Raw genomic sequence first — 16,190 nt, forward strand, 5'->3', positions numbered from 1 at the left:
TTTTTAATTGTTGATTTTATAAGTGGTGATCTTCCAATTGTTGTTAACCGCTTTCAGTCCATAGGTCACATTCAGAGAAGTGGTTTTCCCGTTTTTGTCAGTTACATCATAAGTGACGTTAACGTTTGCTGAATTATCTTTGTTATAAGGAACGGCAATGTTTTTTACACTGATGTTTTTTACGGATCCAAACCCAGAATTCGGATTTGAGAATTTGTCATAGGAACCCCAATTCGGATTTTCCGAAGCATCATAAGCTGCCTTGAAATTCTGAGAAGACAAATTATTCAGGAATTTTGTTACAGTCGTTTTCGGGTCTGCAGTCACTTTTGCCGGAGCAGGCGGAGGCGTAACAGTTTCGCCGGTCTGAGGGTCAACTTGTGTTTCCGGAACTTGAAGTGAGTCAGAAACTACAGGTGCCGGTGGTGTATAGAGCGCTTTTCCATTTACAGGAATTCCCATTTTGATCATTTGTAAAAGCTTTCTAGTTGTTTTTACGGTCAGTTTGATATCTATCTTTTCTTCAAATATTTTTTCTTTTGGAAGTGTTGAATATTTGATTGTAAATCCTCTGAAAGCCGGGTCTTGCATCAGGTTTTTCGAAGTAGAGATCTTGTTTCCGCCACTTGATATTTCCATTACAGTTTCCAATGCAGCGCCCTCAAAATCAACTTTCTTTCCATTGTTGTCCACCAATTGCGGCGTAACGATCAATCCTTTTGAACCTGTCAAACTATCGCCGGCAATATTGGTCACAATGATATTAAGTGCCGCTGCATCAATATCGTTCGGGTCTTTTTCAGAAGCCACTTCGTTTCCGAATATGTTCATTTCACCTAAACTTGGCGGAGCTGTACTACTCCAGTCGATACCATTTTTTTGTGCCACCTGATCTGCCAAAGCAAAGATCTCTGCGGTCTTTTTACCATCCAGAAGTTTTCCAAGTGCAGCAATTTCTGCAATATCCCCTTCAGCTTCTACACCGAAGGTTTTCAATATATATAAAGCCTCATTGAATTTTACCTGTTTCAATGTCGGCAAGCTGGAAGCCATATCATTGATACTTTCCTGGAAACTTTTGCGGCTGCTTCCGTCAACACTTGTTTTTTTGCAACCTACCATCAGAATCAGTAAAGTTGCTAACAGACAGTATTTTATAAATTTCATTTTGCGTAAGATTTATTTTTAAAAATAAGGAATATGTTTGATTCGAAACGCCTTATATCAATTAATATGCAAAATTAAATTTAAAATTCAGAATTGATCGATTTTTCAAAGAAAATTAAAAAAAGTAACTTTACACAAAATTAAAGTTGATGCAGAATAAATTAGTAATTGATATTCACAGTTTTTCTTATAAAAAAGGAGGAATCCCAAAAGATAATACAGACAACGGAGGCGGCTTTGTTTTCGATTGCAGAGGAATTCTAAATCCTGGAAGAATAGAAGAATACAAGGCACAAACGGGAAATGATATTGGTGTTCAGGAGTTTCTTGAAAATAAAACAGAAATGCCGGATTTCTTAAAATCGATTTACAGTCTTATTTCTATCAGCATCAAAAATTATCTTGAAAGAGATTTTGAAAATCTCCAGATTAACTTTGGATGTACCGGCGGGCAACATCGTTCGGTTTATGCGGCTATCAAAACGGCAGAGTTCATTAGAAAAAACTTTCCTGATGCAAAAGTAAAGATCCATCACGATGAACAATTGCATCTTAATTTATCGTCAGCTTCTAGCAATTAGATTTTTGCTGTTAACTTAAACCTTTATTTTAAAATTGATGAGTGAATTAATCATTCATCAATTATTATTTATCATTTAAAAATATGAAAGCATTACTATTTGCTGCGGGAATGGGTACCCGATTAAAACCTTTTACAGATAATCATCCAAAAGCTTTGGCCAAAGTGAATGATGTTACACTTTTGGAAAGAAACATCAAGTATCTGCAGAGTTACGGCATCAATGACTTTGTGATCAATATCCATCATTTCGGAGGACAGATCTTGGCTTTCTTGGCAGAGAATGATAACTTCGGGGCCAATATAGAAATATCAAACGAGTCCGAAGAACTTCTGGAAACTGGTGGCGGATTACTTTTTGCCAAACGGTTCCTTGAAAATGAGAAGACATTCTTAATTATGAATGTTGATATTCTGACCGACCTTAATATCACCAATTTTATAAAAATCCACGAACTCAAAGGTGGGATGATTACTTTGGCAGTTTCGGACAGAGATAGTTCCAGAAAACTGATGTTCAATGACAAGATGTTCCTAAAAGGCTGGAGAAACCTTAAAACCAATAAGAAAACTGTTGTCGGCGGAATATTCAAATTAAGGGAATTGGCTTTTAGCGGCATCCATTGTGTGAATTCTGAGATATTCGGGAAATTAACACGAACCGGAAAGTTCTCTATTATGGACGAATATATGGACCTAATGAAAGAAGATATTATTATAGGTTATCAACATACGGCCAATTTGATCGATGTTGGCAAGCCAGAATCTATTGCAGAAGCAGAAAAATTATTCAGATGACACAACAAGACGAAGAGAAGAGATTACAAGAAAGCCTGAGACAGAAAACCTGGGATGAAACCATTACCAAAGATAGTTGGATGGTTTTCCGGGTAATGTCCGAATTTGTAGATGGTTACGAAAAAATGGCAAGGATTGGCCCTTGTGTTTCTATTTTTGGTTCAGCTAGACTGAAACCAGAAAGCTACTATTACAAAATGGCTTCCGACATCGCCAAGAAAATCACTGAAATAGGTTTTGGAGTGATCACCGGAGGCGGTCCGGGAATAATGGAAGCCGGAAACAGAGGAGCACAAGGAAACGGAAAATCTATCGGGCTGAATATCGAATTGCCTTTTGAGCAACATTTTAATCCTTATGTGGACAAGGGTTATAATATCAATTTTGATTATTTTTTCGTTAGAAAGGTAATGTTTGTAAAATATTCTCAGGGATTTGTGGTAATGCCCGGAGGATTTGGAACTTTGGATGAGCTTTCGGAAGCTTTGACTTTGATTCAAACTAACAAAATAGGAAAGTTTCCAATTGTGTTGGTAGGAAGCGAATTCTGGAGCGGTTTGTTAGATTGGTTCAAGGGAACATTGCTGAAAGAAGGATTGATCGCAGAGCAAGACCTATCGCTATTTCGAGTTGTAGATACCGCAGAAGATGCAGTTGAGCACATCAAATCTTTTTATGATAAATATTCTGTTAGTGTCAATTTCTAATGTGTGGCATATAATTTGACCTCATATCTTCAATAAAAGTTATTTAATTTTATAAAAATGAAAAAATCTATATTTATATTATCTCTAGGAATTTTACTAATAAGCTTTTTTAGTTTTAAAGACCTTGATTTCTTTTCGTCTATGACCAAAGTTGATTATATCGACGGAACCAAAACTTTGAAATTCACGACAAAACTCAACACATCTCATGTTTCTCAGGCTACAAAAATTGACCCTAACACGGCAGGTTTTGAAGCAGAAGTGAAGAAATATGTGAATAATAATGTAGATGTTGCTATAAATGGCGCTCCAAAAACCTTGACATTTACAGGAAGCCAAGTGAACGGAGAGTCGGTCTGGGTTTATTATGAAGTAGGAAATATATCAGATATCTCAAGCCTGAAAATCAGGAACAGTATACTGATCGGTCAATTTCCAAAGCAGGTCAATATTATGAATATCACTTATAAAGGTAACCTGAAAACCGTAAACTTCCAAAAGGGTAAGGAAACTGCTGAAGTTTCTTTTTAAAATATAAATCGGTCATTTGGCCGATTTTTTTTGTTAAAGATTTAATGACAATTCGTATGGTCTGTGTGAAACCCATCTGTAGAATGATTGACATGCAAAGATTCGGAATGTGGGGAAACGTACGGAATCCCTAGTTCCAGACCTCTTAAAACGAATAATCCGCCCAAGATGATCATCATTACCGGAATGACTTTCAGAATTCTTATCCGGAAAGCTGTTGTGATGAAATTCCCTAAGAAAACAACCGCAAACATAAATGGGAAAGTTCCCAATCCGAAAAGAAACATAAAGAGTGAACTCTGCCAAATTCCGCCAGCTGCTAACGAAGCAGTTAAAGCCATATAAACCATTCCACAAGGTAAAAAGCCATTTAATATTCCTGTTGCAAAACGAGATCTATAATCAGGACGCTGAAGTATCTTTCCCAATTGCATTTTGACTTTCAATAAGGCTCTCGAAATGAAAGGAATCTTTGTAGCGAAATCCTTCCCTCCGAAAGAAGAAATCGCCATTATAATCAATAAAATCCCAACAGAAACCGTCAAATATTTTTGAAAACCGGCGAACTCAAAACTTTGACCAATAATTCCCAGAACTGCTCCTAAAAAGGAATAGGTTAGGATTCGTCCAAATTGATAAGTCAAGTTCTGAAGATAGAAATTAGCTTTCTGATTTTTGGTCAATCCCATAGAAAGCGCAATAGGTCCGCACATACCAATACAATGAAATCCGGATGCGAATCCCAATCCAATTGCAGATATGATGAGTGCTACTTCCATAAGATATCGTAATCTACCTGATAAGGTTTTTTATTCTCTGTCCATTTTAGTTTAAGAGTATAAGAACCTTTGGATATTACTTTTTTAGGAATCAGGAAAACATTATGCTGTAAACCTACCTCTTTTCTTACATCCAGATTAGAATCATCCGTACGAAACAAAACGAAATTCACCTTGTTCTCATCCACTTTTATAGTTTCCGGAAAAGAAATCAGCATACCTTCCGACGTTGCATTATAAACTGGCACTTTTTCAAGTTTAGCTGCATTTTCCTTTGCATCAATAATGTCCTGATAGTGGAGTTCTTCTTCGTAATAGTTATTTGAGATCATTTCCGCGTTCTGTTTTCCCATCGGAAAAATGAATATCAGAAACAGGATGAAAAGGATGAAACAACCTAGTGCAATCATCAATCCGTGTCCCCAGTTTAGGTTTTTCATTCTTTAATATTTAAAATTGAAATTTGAATGGTCCTTCAAAATAAGTTTTATAAGAATCCAATAGTTCACCATTCATATCGTAAACACCCAATTCCAGATTTTGTTTTGACAGTTTGATCTGACTTTCTGGGAAGCTTACTGTAATTGTCCCTTTCACCATCGCATCTCTCTTCAGAACAATTTTACTTGAAGCCGCACTGGAAGATATTTCACCATTCGCAGGCTCAATGATTTTAATAATGACAGTTTTGGTTTCGTTTGACTTATTAAGAAAAGTATAATTATAGGTGTTATTGATCTTCCCGTCCCTTACGAAGAATGTCGATCCTGGAGGTTTGAGGAATTTGGCTTCCATCTCTCCCCTATTGTATAACAAACCGCCTAAGAAAACAACAAGAGCAAGCAAAACAACGGAATAAGCTTTCATTTTTCCAGAGAACTTGAAATTCTGTTGCTCCTCGATCTCTTTTTCAGAAGCATAACGGATCAGTCCTGTCGGAAGTCCAACCTTCACCATCACTTCATCGCAAGCATCGATACAAGCAGTGCAGTTCACACATTCCATTTGCAGACCATCGCGGATATCGATTCCTGTAGGACAAACGACAACACATTGTTTGCAATCGATACAATCACCTTTTCCTGCTGCTTTTCTATCTTCTCCTTTTTTCCACTTAGCTCGGTTTTCACCTCTTTTGTAATCGTAGAAAACGTTGATAGTTTCTTTGTCTATCAGCACACCTTGTAATCTTCCATACGGACAGACCATGGTACAAACCTGCTCTCTGAACCACGCAAATACAAAATAGAAAGCAGCGGTAAATAGGATCATTACCAAGAAATTCGTAGGTTTGGCAAACGGACCTTCCTGCATAATGCGAAAAACCTCTTCATAACCTACAATGTACATGAACATGATATGGGTAATGATAACCGATATCAAGATGAAGATACTCCATTTCAAAGAACGTTTCCATATCTTTTCGGTATCCCAGGCCTGGTTGTCCAATCTGATCTGCTTATTTCTATCACCTTCTATGGCATATTCTATTTTACGGAATATCATTTCCAGGAAAATCGTTTGAGGACATATCCACCCACAAAAGATTCTTCCGAAAACAACGGTGAAAATAATAATGAATATCAGTGAAGCAATTGCCCCTAATGCAAGAATAAAGAAATCCTGAGGATAGAATGGCTGACCGAAAATAAAGAACTGACGTTCTATAATGTTGAATAAAAGAAGTGGATTCCCATTGATTTTAAGAAAAGGAATTACAAAGTAGATTGTTAATAATACAATACTAACCAAATACCTGTAATTGGTATATTTACCCTTTGGTTTTCTTGGAAATACCCATCTTCTTTTTCCGGTATTATCCATTGTCCCAACAGAGTCTCTGAATGTCTCAGCTTCTACCACCCAGCTTTCCGCTTCGTTGTATTTTTTTTCTGTCCCACTCATAATATTTAGATAAAAAAAGAGATTGTCCGAAAAACGAATTGTTTCAATTCATTTTCCAAATATCATTCCGAACAGAACGACATTTTGACAATCTCTTTTGTATGTTTATTTAGATTTTTCCCAGTGTGCCTCTGTTCCTTGCGGAGCGGCACCACCCTGTGCAGGTGTGATAGGAGCTTGTTCTTGGTTGATATGATAGACATAAGCTGCCACATTTTGCATATCAAATCCAGAAACTACACCATTTTTACCCCACGCCTGCATCGTTGGGTTATTTTTACTACCATTATCAACCATATAGAATACATTTTTGAACAATGTTTTCTCAGGTTGGTTGATCCAGAAATTATCCGTCAAGTTAGGACCAATACCTCCTTTTCCTCCTTCTCCGTGACAAGACACACAGTTGGTCTCGAAAACCGCTTTTCCAGCTTCTACGTTATCTTCTGAGAAAACAGCAGTTTCTAGAGTTGGCTGAGTTACTGTTGCCATATACTCATTGATCGCTGCAGTCTGCTCTCTATATTCCTGCTCATATTCTTTGTAAGGATGAGCAAAATCTGTCAAGAAATATGAAGAAACATAAAGGATACAGTAAGCTGTACCGAAATAGAAAAGACCTAACCACCATTTTGGAAGCTGATTGTCTAGCTCCATGATTCCATCGAAACCGTGGTCGATAAGGATATCTTTTTCTTCTTTTTCACCTTGACTTTTGAAAGCTCCATTCCAAAGGAATTGGAAGTAAGGGATTTTTTTCTCAGCTAGATAATTTGCTTTTTCAGCATCGGTTAATTTTTTGAATTTCTCATTCTCAATCAGATCTCCAATAGCATTCTGAATAAAAACAACAATGATACTGATCAACGCTGTTCCCAAGAAAAATCTGGTAGATAGAAAATCCGATGTCTGTGAGAACATAAAGAAAACTACAAATAATAATCCTAAAACGATTAGAATATTAATATAAACAGGTGTTCTTCTTTTCATTATTAAATATCTTTTTAATTACAAAGTAAATTTGTCATCGTCGTGGTCTTTTTCCAAAGGCGCATTTTCTTCTTCGCTATAATATTTTTTAGGTCTGTTGATTACGATGTAAACCACAACCACAAAAAATAGAATGAAGATGATCATTGCCAAAGTTTGGAAGAAACCTGCGTTTTCCACATTGGAGACGATGTCTTTAAAACTTTGCGGAATCATTTTATTTTAAATATTAATTACTAGCTGTTTTTACTTCTGTAGTCTTGATATCCGTACCTAATCTTTGTAGATATGAAATCAATGCTACGATTTCTCTCTTCTCAAGCGGAACGAATTTCTCTCCAGCTTTCTCTTTGTTGGCTTTAGACTCAGCGAAAGATTTCTTAACGTCATCAGCTTCAGAGAATACATTCTTCACGATAGCACTTGCCTGGTTATTCATCCAGGTATCCATAGAGTCAATTTGAGCTTTTGTATAAGGAACATCGAAAGTATTCTTCATTAATTCCAATTTAGCTTTAGACTTACTTCTATCCAATGTATTTTCAATCAACCAAGGATATCTAGGCATAATAGAACCTGCAGATGTAGACCTTGGGTTGTACATATGTTTGAAGTGCCAAGAATCCGGTCTTACACCTCCTTCTCTCTGCAAATCCGGTCCGGTTCTTTTGGAACCCCATAGGAATGGTCTGTCATAGATGAATTCCCCAGCTTTTGAATACTGTCCATTCTTACCGTTGAATCTTACAACTTCATCACGGAAAGGACGAATCATCTGTGAGTGACAAGCATTACAACCTTCTCTGATGTAGATATCCCTACCTTCTAATTCTAAAGGAGAATAAGGCTTAACTGCAGAAATTGTAGGAACGTTTTCTTTCACAAATATTGTAGGGAAAATTTCTAATGAACCTCCAATTGCCAAAACTATAAATGAAAGTATTGATAAATATAGAGGAGTTCTTTCTAACCAAAGGTGGAAAGTTTCTCCTTCTTTTCTTCCTTTTTTTACGTTAGCTAAAGCTGGTGCTTCTGCAGAAACGTCTTTTTGGAAAGAGCCTTTTCTTGCTGTTGCAATCAAGTTCACAACCATAAGAATAGCTCCAGAGAAATATAAGAACCCTCCAACAAACCTCATTTTGAAATATGGAAGAATTGCTGTTACAGTATCCAGCCAGTTTTTATAAACCAAAGTTCCGTCCGGATTGAATTGTTTCCACATCAAACCTTGTGTAAATCCTGAGATATATAATGGAACTGCATAGAAAATAATCCCGAAAGTTCCTAGCCAGAAATGCCAGTTAGCTAATTTTACAGACCACAATTTGGTTCTCCACAAAATCGGAACCAGGTAATAAATAACACCAAATGCCATAAATCCGTTCCATCCAAGTGCACCTAAGTGAACGTGACCAATTACCCAGTCAGTAAAGTGACCTACTTTGTTTACTGTTTTAGTTGCCAGAAGCGGACCTTCAAAAGTTGCCATACCATAACAAGTTACAGCGACTACGAAGAACTTAAGAACCGGATTTTCTCTTACTTTATCCCAAGCTCCTCTTAGTGTAAGAAGTCCGTTCAACATACCACCCCAAGATGGTGCAATCAACATAATAGAGAAACCTGTTCCAACAGCTTGAGCCCAGGCTGGTAGAGAAGTATATTGTAGGTGGTGAGGGCCAGCCCAGATATATACGAAGATTAATGACCAGAAGTGGATAATTGATAATTTGTATGAGAAAACTGGTCTGTCAGCCGCTTTTGGTACGAAGTAATACATCATCCCAAGAACTGGCGTGGTCAAGAAGAATGCAACCGCATTGTGACCATACCACCATTGTACCAAGGCATCTTTAACACCTGCATAAGCTGAATATGATTTCCAAGTTGAGAAAGACAATGGGACTTCTAAGTTGTTGAATATGTGAAGCATTGCAACGGCAACCCAAGTTCCGATGTAGAACCAAATCGCAACATACAAATGTCTTACTCTTCTGATCGCAACCGTTGCGAACATATTGATTCCGAAAATAAGCCAAACAACCAAAATCAAAAGGTCAATCGGCCATTCGTGTTCTGCGTATTCTTTGGAGGTGTTAAGACCCATGAAGAATGTGATAATTGTTGTCACCAACATCAATTGCCACCCCCAGAAATGCATCCAAGACAGCGTGTCACTCCACATTCTTGTTTTTAATAATCTTTGGATAGAGTAGTAGAATCCTGAGAAAAAGCTGTTCCCCACAAATGCGAAAATCACCATACTGGTGTGCATCATTCTAATACGACCAAATCCAAAGGCACCCTGAGAATGAACCAATCCCTGCAATCCTTCACTTCTAAGCGTTCTGATTGTCGGGTCGTCTGTTCCCAGGAAAAATTCTGGTAATTCAGGATAAAATAATAACAACGCGGCAGTAAGTCCCAATAAAAAACCTACCAAACCGAAAACAACCGTCGCAATAAGAAAAGCGCGAACAATCCCGTTGTCATAACTAAACTTTTGTGTTTCCATATCTACAAATAGCAATTATTCATTTTCATTTTTAGGAGTTTCTATCTCCTTTTCTCTCTTCACCTCGTCATCGAAAAGAATCCTGACCGCCGGCGATTCATCGTCTTCAAACTGTCCTTTTTTAGCTCCAATAATGAAAATTATTAGAAAAATTACAGCTAAAGAAACGCTGCAGATAATCATCAAGTAGAGAATCTCCATACCAGCCGCAAATTTAAGGTAAAACAGTCGTCAAATTTAGTGAAAATTACTGACTTTGGTCAGAATGATAGAAATATGGATAATTTATAATCACTCTAAATAAAGGCTTTCTAAATCTTTATTTTAAAATATTTGGAACTTCTAAGCCAAGTTGAAAGTGTCGTGAACGTTACAACAGTTACAGAGCTCAAAGGCATAAAAATCGCAGCGAAAAGCGGATGCATATGTCCGGAAACGGCAAAGCTGACTCCGATAACATTATAACACAAACTAATTATGAATGTGATTTTTACAATCGTAATTGCATCTTTTGAAAGTGCTAAGAATTTATCCAATTCCGGAATTTTATCGCCATTCATAATCACGTCTGATGAAGGTGTAAAAGAATTGCTGTCATCTGAAATTGCAATTCCGACATTGCTCTGTTTCAAAGCTCCGGCATCATTCAATCCGTCGCCAAGCATCGCTACTTTTTGTCCTTTGTCCTGTAATTCTTTGATAAAATCCAGTTTGTTTTCCGGATTTTGATTGAATTTCATCTCGGAAACATTCGGAATGAGTTTTTCGAGAATTGGTTTTTCTGAAGGATTATCACCACTTAAAATATTAATGGCGTAATTTTTCAGGTTTTTGAAAAGCTGAGAAAGGTTATTTCGATATTCATTTTTGAAAGTGAATTTTCCAATGAAAGTCTCATTTTTCTTGATATAAACTGCCGTTTCCAAATCTTGGGATTTCTCTCCAACGAAGCTTGCAGAGCCGATTTTATAATTAATCCCTCTTACTTTCGCTTGATAACCTTTTCCTGAAATTTCCTCAAAATCTTCCACTTCAAAATAATCATCATTCACTTCGATGAAATTATAAAGTGACTTGGAAAGCGGATGATTGGAGTTTTTAAGTAAAGATTTAATATTTCTCAAATCAAAATCTTCAATCTCGCTTCCGATGTAATTGATATTCGACTTTTTACTTTCCGTAATTGTTCCTGTTTTATCGAAAACCAACGTGTCAACTTTAGCCAATCTTTCGATGGTTAAAGTATCTTTTACATAAAAATTATTACGACCAAGAATTCTCATGATATGCCCAAAAGTAAATGGCGCTGATAAAGCTAAAGCACACGGACAAGCGACAATCAGAATCGCGGAAACAACTTGGAACATTTTCTCCACATCGATTCTCGACCAATAAATTCCGGCAAAAAGTGTGATTCCTAAAATGATGAATGTGAAGTATTTACTGATTGTATTCGTCAAAGTGTCAAGGCCAGTGTCCATTTTCTTGAAAGCTTCCTTGTTCCAGAGTTGAGTCAGGTAACTTTGATCAACGCTTTTAATTACTTCAAGTTCCAGAATCGAACCTGTTTGTTTTCCTCCGGCAAATATTTTATCGCCCGGTTTTTTGGAAATGTGAGCAGATTCTCCAGTTATAAAACTATTATCAATGTTTCCTTCGCCTTTAATCAAAATCGAATCTACAGGAATGATTTCTTGATTTCTGACCATAATTCTATCACCGACTGCCAAATCTGAAAGAAGAATATTCTCCTGCTTACCATCAAAATCAACTTTTGTTACGGCAATTGGATAAAAAGATTTGTAATCCCTGTCGTATGAAAGCGTGTTGTAAGTTCTTTTCTGAAAGGTTTTCCCGAGCAACATAAAGAACAATAATCCACAAAGTGTATCGAAATAACCTGGGCCATAATCGGTTACAACTTCATAGATACTTCTTCCATAAAGCACGAATATTCCCAAAACAATCGGAACATCGATGTTGATGATTTTATTCTTCAAGCCGTACCAAGCAGACTTGTAATAATCTGAAGCCGAATAAAATACAACAGCTGTTGCCAACAAGAATAAAATAATTCTGAATAGATGTTTATATGAATGAAACCAAACGTCATCACCAGAAACATATTCCGGAAAGCTGAAAAACATTCCGTTTCCGAAAGCAAATCCTGCAACGGCCAATTTTATCAAAAGACCTTTGTCTAATTTTTCGTACTTTTTCTCAGCAGTTTCAAGGTTGATGATTGGCTTGTATCCAAGATTTGTTAAGAATTTCGCCAATTCACTCAGTTTCAATTCTTCTTCTTTGAAAGAAACCTGAAGCGTTTTTCTGGTGAAATTAACCTGAGAGTATTTGATTTTATTATTAATCGTGTGAAGACTTTCTAATAGCCAAATACAAGAAGAACAATGAATTACAGGGATTTTGAAAGTCACAAGTGTCGTTCCGCCTTCGGAGAAATCTACAACTTTGGTAAAGATCTCAGGCGTGTCAAGATAATCGAATTGTGAATTGTTCTCGTTGCTCGGTCTTATCCCAGAACGTTGATTGATATTGTAAAAATTATCAAGGTTGTGAAAATTCAGAATTTCGTAAACGGATTGACAGCCGTTGCAACAAAAGATTTTCTCGTCAAAAAGAAGGCGTTCTTTGTCGATTTTCTGACCGCAATGAAAGCATTGTTCTGCCATTAAAAAGTTCTCAGATATTTGGATTGCAAAATTACGTCAAAAATCTTGGTATGTAGTGTTAAAAAGTCTTATTTTTGCTGACAAATGTCATAGGTATGTCTCTTGAACAACAATTGGTTATAGAAGAAAATTTCTCAAAAGCATTTAATCAAGAATCTTTACGCGAAAGTTTGAATCCGGAAGATTTTGAAATCTATAGTAATGCGCTTAAAGTTCTAGAATTCTCAAAAGGTGATGTCGTTTTCGACGATGGTGAATCGCCGAAAGGTGTTTATTTTATCGAAAAAGGAACGGCTAAATTATCGAAATCGGGTGTTTATGGTAAAGACCAGATTTTGAGATTCTGTAAAGAAAATGACCTAATAGGTTATCGTTCATTGCTTTGCGGGGAGAATTTTCAAGCTAAAGCAGAAGCTATGACGCCAATGAAAGTTCAGTTTTTGCCTTCGGATGTTTTCTTGAAATTATTGGAAGTTGACCCAAAATTGTCTTACGCAATGCTTCAAAAAATTGCTTACGAATTGGGTGAATCTGCAAATACAGTAACTTTCCTTGCTCAAAAAACAGTGAGAGAAAGATTGGCAGAGATTCTTGTTTTGTTGGAGCAAAAACTGGGAACAGACCCAGAAGGCTTCATCAAAATCTCTTTGACAAGAGAAGAAATCGCCAACCTGATCGGAACTGCAACAGAAAGCGCCATTCGATTAATCTCCGAATTCAAGCAAGATGATTTGATTTCTGTAGAAGGTAGAAATATCAAAATCCTTAACAGAGAAAAATTAATCAAATTAGGTCACGTGGTGATATAAACGATAAAAGATAAGTGATGATTGATTCCAATCATCATTTTCATTTTTAATCATTTATCACTTATAAATTATCATTAATAATTCTTATGTCTGTACATTCTGAAATTAAAAAAATTACGACTGAAACCTTACGGAAAATGAAATTCGATAAGGAAAAGATCACAATGCTGACGGCTTATGATTTTACAACTGCGAAAATGGTTGACGCTGGTGGTGTTGATTCAATTCTAATTGGTGATTCTGCGGCGAACGTAATGGCTGGTCACGAAACGACTTTGCCAATTACATTGGACCAGATGATTTATCACACACAATGTGTTGTTCGTGGTGTGGAAAGAGCTTTGGTTGTGGCTGATTTGCCTTTCGGAACTTATCAGAGTAATCCTGAAAAAGCTTTGGATTCTGCCGTGAGAATGATGAAAGAAGGTGGCGCACACGCTATCAAAATCGAAGGTGGAAAAGAAATTGAAGAATCGATTAGAAAAATCGTGAATGCTGGGATTCCTGTTTGTGGACATCTTGGATTGACGCCTCAAAGTATTTATCAATTCGGAACATATAAAGTAAGAGCGAAAGAAGATGCTGAAGCAGAAAAATTGATTGCTGACTGTAAATTATTGGAAGAATTGGGATGTTTTGCGGTTGTTTTGGAAAAAATTCCTGCAGCACTTGCCAAAAAAGCTTCGGAAAGTATTTCTATTCCTACAATCGGAATTGGAGCAGGGCAAGATTGTGACGGACAAGTTTTAGTTTATCACGATATGGTGGGGATGAATCAAGGTTTTTCTCCAAAATTCTTGAGAAGATACCTTGACCTTTATTCTGAAATCACAGGTGCAGTTTCTCAATACGTAAAAGACGTGAAAAGTTCTGATTTTCCGAATGATAAGGAGAGCTATTAAAAATTAATTCAAAATAAAATTTGCCCTTTCGGAACTTGAATTCTGAAAGGGTTTAATTTAAAATATCGCCAATGTTTAAGTTGTTTAAAGTTTCATTATTTCTGTTCGGAATCCTGTTTCTATTTTCCTGCACTTCGCAGAAGATGAAATATGGATCGAAGACTGAATTTCACGATAAAGCTGATTCCTTACAATCATTAACCAGAATCAAATACATCAAGAGTCTGGATTATTCTGATTTCAAAGCTGGGAAATTTGATAATGGAAAAGTAGCTGTGAACTATCGTTTTTTGAGGCCAAAGACAATAGAACAGAATAAAAAATATCCATTAGTTTTGGTATTTCACGGTTCAGGAGCAATTGGTACGAATAATACTTCTCAAATGGGCATTTTGTCTAAAATGTGGCTTCTTCCCGAAAACAGAGAACAATATCCGGTTTATGTTTTATCGCCGCAATTTCCAATTCGTTCGTCCAATTATCATCTCGATGAAAGAAGAAATGTCAAAGCTTCTGAGTCTAATGAACATTTGGATTTAGTTTTGAAGTCCATTGATTCTTTAATCATTAATGAAAATATTGACCGTGACAGAATCTATGTAATGGGATTTTCTATGGGAGGCGCGACAACTTCTAATGCGATTTCCAAAAGACCAGATCTGTTTGCTGCGGCTATTAATATTTCTGGGATTTCCCAATTTGATAAAATGGATGAACTTCTTAAAATGCCAATCTGGATTGTTCACGGAAGTCTGGATACCGATAATTTTCCGCAAAGCAATTTCAAGTTTTTTGATGAAATGAAATCCAAAGGCAAAGTTTTTCTTTGGGAATATAAAGACAAATATCACAACAATATCCTTTCCGCAGAACTCATGGACGAAATCCCGAAGTGGATTTTGAAACAAAATAAGAACCAGCAAAATCCTAACTAATTATTATTATATTTTTCAATTAACAAATATAGTTTGTTTTTACAATCAAGAATATATTACACTATTTTTAATTTTCCTTTGAACTCTTTTTGCAATTTACCCTTCTGACAAGGTAAAAAATTGCAATTTTGCACATTATTAACAAATGTTATTATAAAAAATGTTAATATTTGTTGAATTTCCATATATTTGCAAAATCAAGTGATATTATACACAATATTATCACTTGTCACACAATGATGAAAAAAATGCAAATAGGAAGTGTTTTCTTTACACAGAGAAGGTTATATAGCCTTTTTCTGTTCCTTTTGTGTTTTTACAATCTATCCGCCCAAATCTATGTGAGCGAGGGTACAACATTGGTTGTAGGAAAAAACACTATCATAACTGATAGTATTAAAACCATTTCCTCGAAAGAACTTGCAGATATCTACAAGGCAAATGACGAGCCCGATTTATCAAAAGACAAGGAACATCTAGCCACAAAAGCTAAACTTCCTGTTCTTGAAGTAAAAAAAGAGGCAAAACCTAAAGCACAACCCCCAAAACACAAGGATCAGGAATTCACTCATTTTGTTTCCACTGACCCAGAACATCAGATTGTTCCTTTCCGGAAAACAGCGAATTCTGTTACCGTTCCGGTCAACAATCTTGTTATGTTCTTTGTCACACCTTATGTGGCTCCTGAGACTGTTTTTGTTTTATTCAATATATTACCAGAAGCATTACCGGAAAGCTACAAGGCTATTCCTTTTTATTCTTTTTCAGTAATAAGACCTCCCCCATCTAATATTATCTAATGCTAGATGTAGTGATTACTTACACACTACATATTTTCAATGTTTTTTATTCCCGGATATGTATATGGACATGAGAAACCCT

Annotated in this window: 17 protein-coding genes; 8 read left to right on the forward strand and 9 right to left on the reverse strand. The window is 36.3% G+C overall.

The genetic code is table 11. From position 1 onward, the window contains the following. Positions 1–3: 3 nt before the first annotated feature. Positions 4–1,167, reverse strand: a complete 1,164-nt coding sequence (locus tag RTX21_RS09400) for an NTF2-like N-terminal transpeptidase domain-containing protein (RefSeq protein ID WP_312767116.1) — start codon at positions 1,165–1,167, stop codon at positions 4–6. Positions 1,168–1,316: 149 nt separating this feature from the next. Between RTX21_RS09400 and RTX21_RS09405 the strand changes: the two genes are divergently transcribed. The 4 genes from RTX21_RS09405 (at position 1,317) to RTX21_RS09420 (ending at position 3,783) form a co-directional block, all read left to right on the forward strand. After that, on the forward strand, positions 1,317–1,748 hold the full coding sequence (locus RTX21_RS09405) for an RNase adapter RapZ (RefSeq protein ID WP_312767117.1): 432 nt from the start codon (positions 1,317–1,319) through the stop codon (positions 1,746–1,748). Between the two features lie 83 nt (positions 1,749–1,831). Further along, entirely contained in the window at positions 1,832–2,545 is a 714-nt protein-coding gene (locus RTX21_RS09410) for a sugar phosphate nucleotidyltransferase (RefSeq protein ID WP_312767118.1), read from the forward strand. Next, positions 2,542–3,252, forward strand: a complete 711-nt coding sequence (locus RTX21_RS09415; protein WP_312767119.1) for a TIGR00730 family Rossman fold protein — start codon at positions 2,542–2,544, stop codon at positions 3,250–3,252. The genes RTX21_RS09410 and RTX21_RS09415 overlap by 4 nt, the downstream gene beginning before the upstream one ends. Positions 3,253–3,309: 57 nt before the next feature. Then, positions 3,310–3,783, forward strand: a complete 474-nt coding sequence (locus RTX21_RS09420; RefSeq protein ID WP_312767120.1) for a DUF6702 family protein — start codon at positions 3,310–3,312, stop codon at positions 3,781–3,783. Positions 3,784–3,824: 41 nt separating this feature from the next. On the opposite strand, the gene RTX21_RS09425 is transcribed toward RTX21_RS09420, so the two are convergent. From RTX21_RS09425 to RTX21_RS09460, 8 genes are all read right to left on the reverse strand, one after another. Continuing rightward, positions 3,825–4,562 carry a sulfite exporter TauE/SafE family protein gene (locus RTX21_RS09425; protein ID WP_312767122.1) on the reverse strand — a complete coding sequence of 246 codons (738 nt, stop codon included), beginning with the start codon at positions 4,560–4,562 and terminating at the stop codon, positions 3,825–3,827. Next, the gene (locus RTX21_RS09430) at positions 4,553–5,002 is read right to left on the reverse strand and encodes a FixH family protein (protein ID WP_312767125.1); all 450 of its coding nucleotides are present in this window, start codon (positions 5,000–5,002) and stop codon (positions 4,553–4,555) included. Before RTX21_RS09430 ends, RTX21_RS09425 begins: the two co-directional genes overlap by 10 nt. Positions 5,003–5,012: 10 nt before the next feature. Next, positions 5,013–6,467 (reverse strand): cytochrome c oxidase accessory protein CcoG, encoded by a 1,455-nt coding sequence (gene ccoG / locus RTX21_RS09435; protein ID WP_312767126.1) that lies wholly within the window; start codon positions 6,465–6,467, stop codon positions 5,013–5,015. Between the two features lie 105 nt (positions 6,468–6,572). Further along, positions 6,573–7,457, reverse strand: a complete 885-nt coding sequence (locus tag RTX21_RS09440; RefSeq protein ID WP_312767127.1) for a cbb3-type cytochrome c oxidase N-terminal domain-containing protein — start codon at positions 7,455–7,457, stop codon at positions 6,573–6,575. Positions 7,458–7,475: 18 nt separating this feature from the next. Further along, complete coding sequence (locus tag RTX21_RS09445) at positions 7,476–7,673, reverse strand: hypothetical protein (RefSeq protein WP_027383357.1); 198 nt, start codon at positions 7,671–7,673, stop codon at positions 7,476–7,478. 13 nt (positions 7,674–7,686) lie between these two features. After that, positions 7,687–9,972: a cytochrome-c oxidase, cbb3-type subunit I gene (gene ccoN, locus RTX21_RS09450; protein ID WP_312767128.1), complete on the reverse strand. Its 2,286-nt coding sequence runs from the start codon at positions 9,970–9,972 to the stop codon at positions 7,687–7,689. A gap of 15 nt (positions 9,973–9,987) precedes the next feature. Further along, on the reverse strand, positions 9,988–10,173 hold the full coding sequence (gene ccoS / locus RTX21_RS09455; RefSeq protein ID WP_312767129.1) for a cbb3-type cytochrome oxidase assembly protein CcoS: 186 nt from the start codon (positions 10,171–10,173) through the stop codon (positions 9,988–9,990). Positions 10,174–10,283: 110 nt separating this feature from the next. Then, complete coding sequence (locus RTX21_RS09460; protein ID WP_312767131.1) at positions 10,284–12,662, reverse strand: heavy metal translocating P-type ATPase metal-binding domain-containing protein; 2,379 nt, start codon at positions 12,660–12,662, stop codon at positions 10,284–10,286. A gap of 95 nt (positions 12,663–12,757) precedes the next feature. Here RTX21_RS09460 and RTX21_RS09465 point away from each other — a divergent pair, with 95 nt between their 5' ends. The 4 genes from RTX21_RS09465 to RTX21_RS09480 all read left to right on the forward strand — a co-directional run bounded on the left by RTX21_RS09465 (position 12,758) and on the right by RTX21_RS09480 (position 16,108). Beyond that, positions 12,758–13,471 (forward strand): Crp/Fnr family transcriptional regulator, encoded by a 714-nt coding sequence (locus RTX21_RS09465; protein WP_312767133.1) that lies wholly within the window; start codon positions 12,758–12,760, stop codon positions 13,469–13,471. 86 nt (positions 13,472–13,557) lie between these two features. Further along, positions 13,558–14,373, forward strand: coding sequence for a 3-methyl-2-oxobutanoate hydroxymethyltransferase (gene panB, locus RTX21_RS09470; protein ID WP_312767135.1), 816 nt, complete (start codon positions 13,558–13,560; stop codon positions 14,371–14,373). A gap of 71 nt (positions 14,374–14,444) precedes the next feature. Next, positions 14,445–15,308 carry an alpha/beta fold hydrolase gene (locus RTX21_RS09475; protein WP_312767136.1) on the forward strand — a complete coding sequence of 288 codons (864 nt, stop codon included), beginning with the start codon at positions 14,445–14,447 and terminating at the stop codon, positions 15,306–15,308. Positions 15,309–15,556: 248 nt separating this feature from the next. Beyond that, positions 15,557–16,108 (forward strand): hypothetical protein, encoded by a 552-nt coding sequence (locus RTX21_RS09480; RefSeq protein ID WP_312767137.1) that lies wholly within the window; start codon positions 15,557–15,559, stop codon positions 16,106–16,108. Positions 16,109–16,190 lie beyond the last annotated feature (82 nt).

The sequence above is a fragment of the Epilithonimonas sp. genome, from assembly GCF_032054305.1.
GTDB lineage: Bacteria > Bacteroidota > Bacteroidia > Flavobacteriales > Weeksellaceae > Epilithonimonas.

Coding starts and splice junctions, on each gene's coding strand:
- RTX21_RS09400 (WP_312767116.1), bottom strand. CDS start 1,167: ATGAAATTTATAAAATACTGTCTGTTAGCAACTTTACTGATTCTGATG.
- RTX21_RS09405 (WP_312767117.1), top strand. CDS start 1,317: ATGCAGAATAAATTAGTAATTGATATTCACAGTTTTTCTTATAAAAAA.
- RTX21_RS09410 (WP_312767118.1), top strand. CDS start 1,832: ATGAAAGCATTACTATTTGCTGCGGGAATGGGTACCCGATTAAAACCT.
- RTX21_RS09415 (WP_312767119.1), top strand. CDS start 2,542: ATGACACAACAAGACGAAGAGAAGAGATTACAAGAAAGCCTGAGACAG.
- RTX21_RS09420 (WP_312767120.1), top strand. CDS start 3,310: ATGAAAAAATCTATATTTATATTATCTCTAGGAATTTTACTAATAAGC.
- RTX21_RS09425 (WP_312767122.1), bottom strand. CDS start 4,562: ATGGAAGTAGCACTCATCATATCTGCAATTGGATTGGGATTCGCATCC.
- RTX21_RS09430 (WP_312767125.1), bottom strand. CDS start 5,002: ATGAAAAACCTAAACTGGGGACACGGATTGATGATTGCACTAGGTTGT.
- ccoG (WP_312767126.1), bottom strand. CDS start 6,467: ATGAGTGGGACAGAAAAAAAATACAACGAAGCGGAAAGCTGGGTGGTA.
- RTX21_RS09440 (WP_312767127.1), bottom strand. CDS start 7,457: ATGAAAAGAAGAACACCTGTTTATATTAATATTCTAATCGTTTTAGGA.
- RTX21_RS09445 (WP_027383357.1), bottom strand. CDS start 7,673: ATGATTCCGCAAAGTTTTAAAGACATCGTCTCCAATGTGGAAAACGCA.
- ccoN (WP_312767128.1), bottom strand. CDS start 9,972: ATGGAAACACAAAAGTTTAGTTATGACAACGGGATTGTTCGCGCTTTT.
- ccoS (WP_312767129.1), bottom strand. CDS start 10,173: ATGGAGATTCTCTACTTGATGATTATCTGCAGCGTTTCTTTAGCTGTA.
- RTX21_RS09460 (WP_312767131.1), bottom strand. CDS start 12,662: ATGGCAGAACAATGCTTTCATTGCGGTCAGAAAATCGACAAAGAACGC.
- RTX21_RS09465 (WP_312767133.1), top strand. CDS start 12,758: ATGTCTCTTGAACAACAATTGGTTATAGAAGAAAATTTCTCAAAAGCA.
- panB (WP_312767135.1), top strand. CDS start 13,558: ATGTCTGTACATTCTGAAATTAAAAAAATTACGACTGAAACCTTACGG.
- RTX21_RS09475 (WP_312767136.1), top strand. CDS start 14,445: ATGTTTAAGTTGTTTAAAGTTTCATTATTTCTGTTCGGAATCCTGTTT.
- RTX21_RS09480 (WP_312767137.1), top strand. CDS start 15,557: ATGCAAATAGGAAGTGTTTTCTTTACACAGAGAAGGTTATATAGCCTT.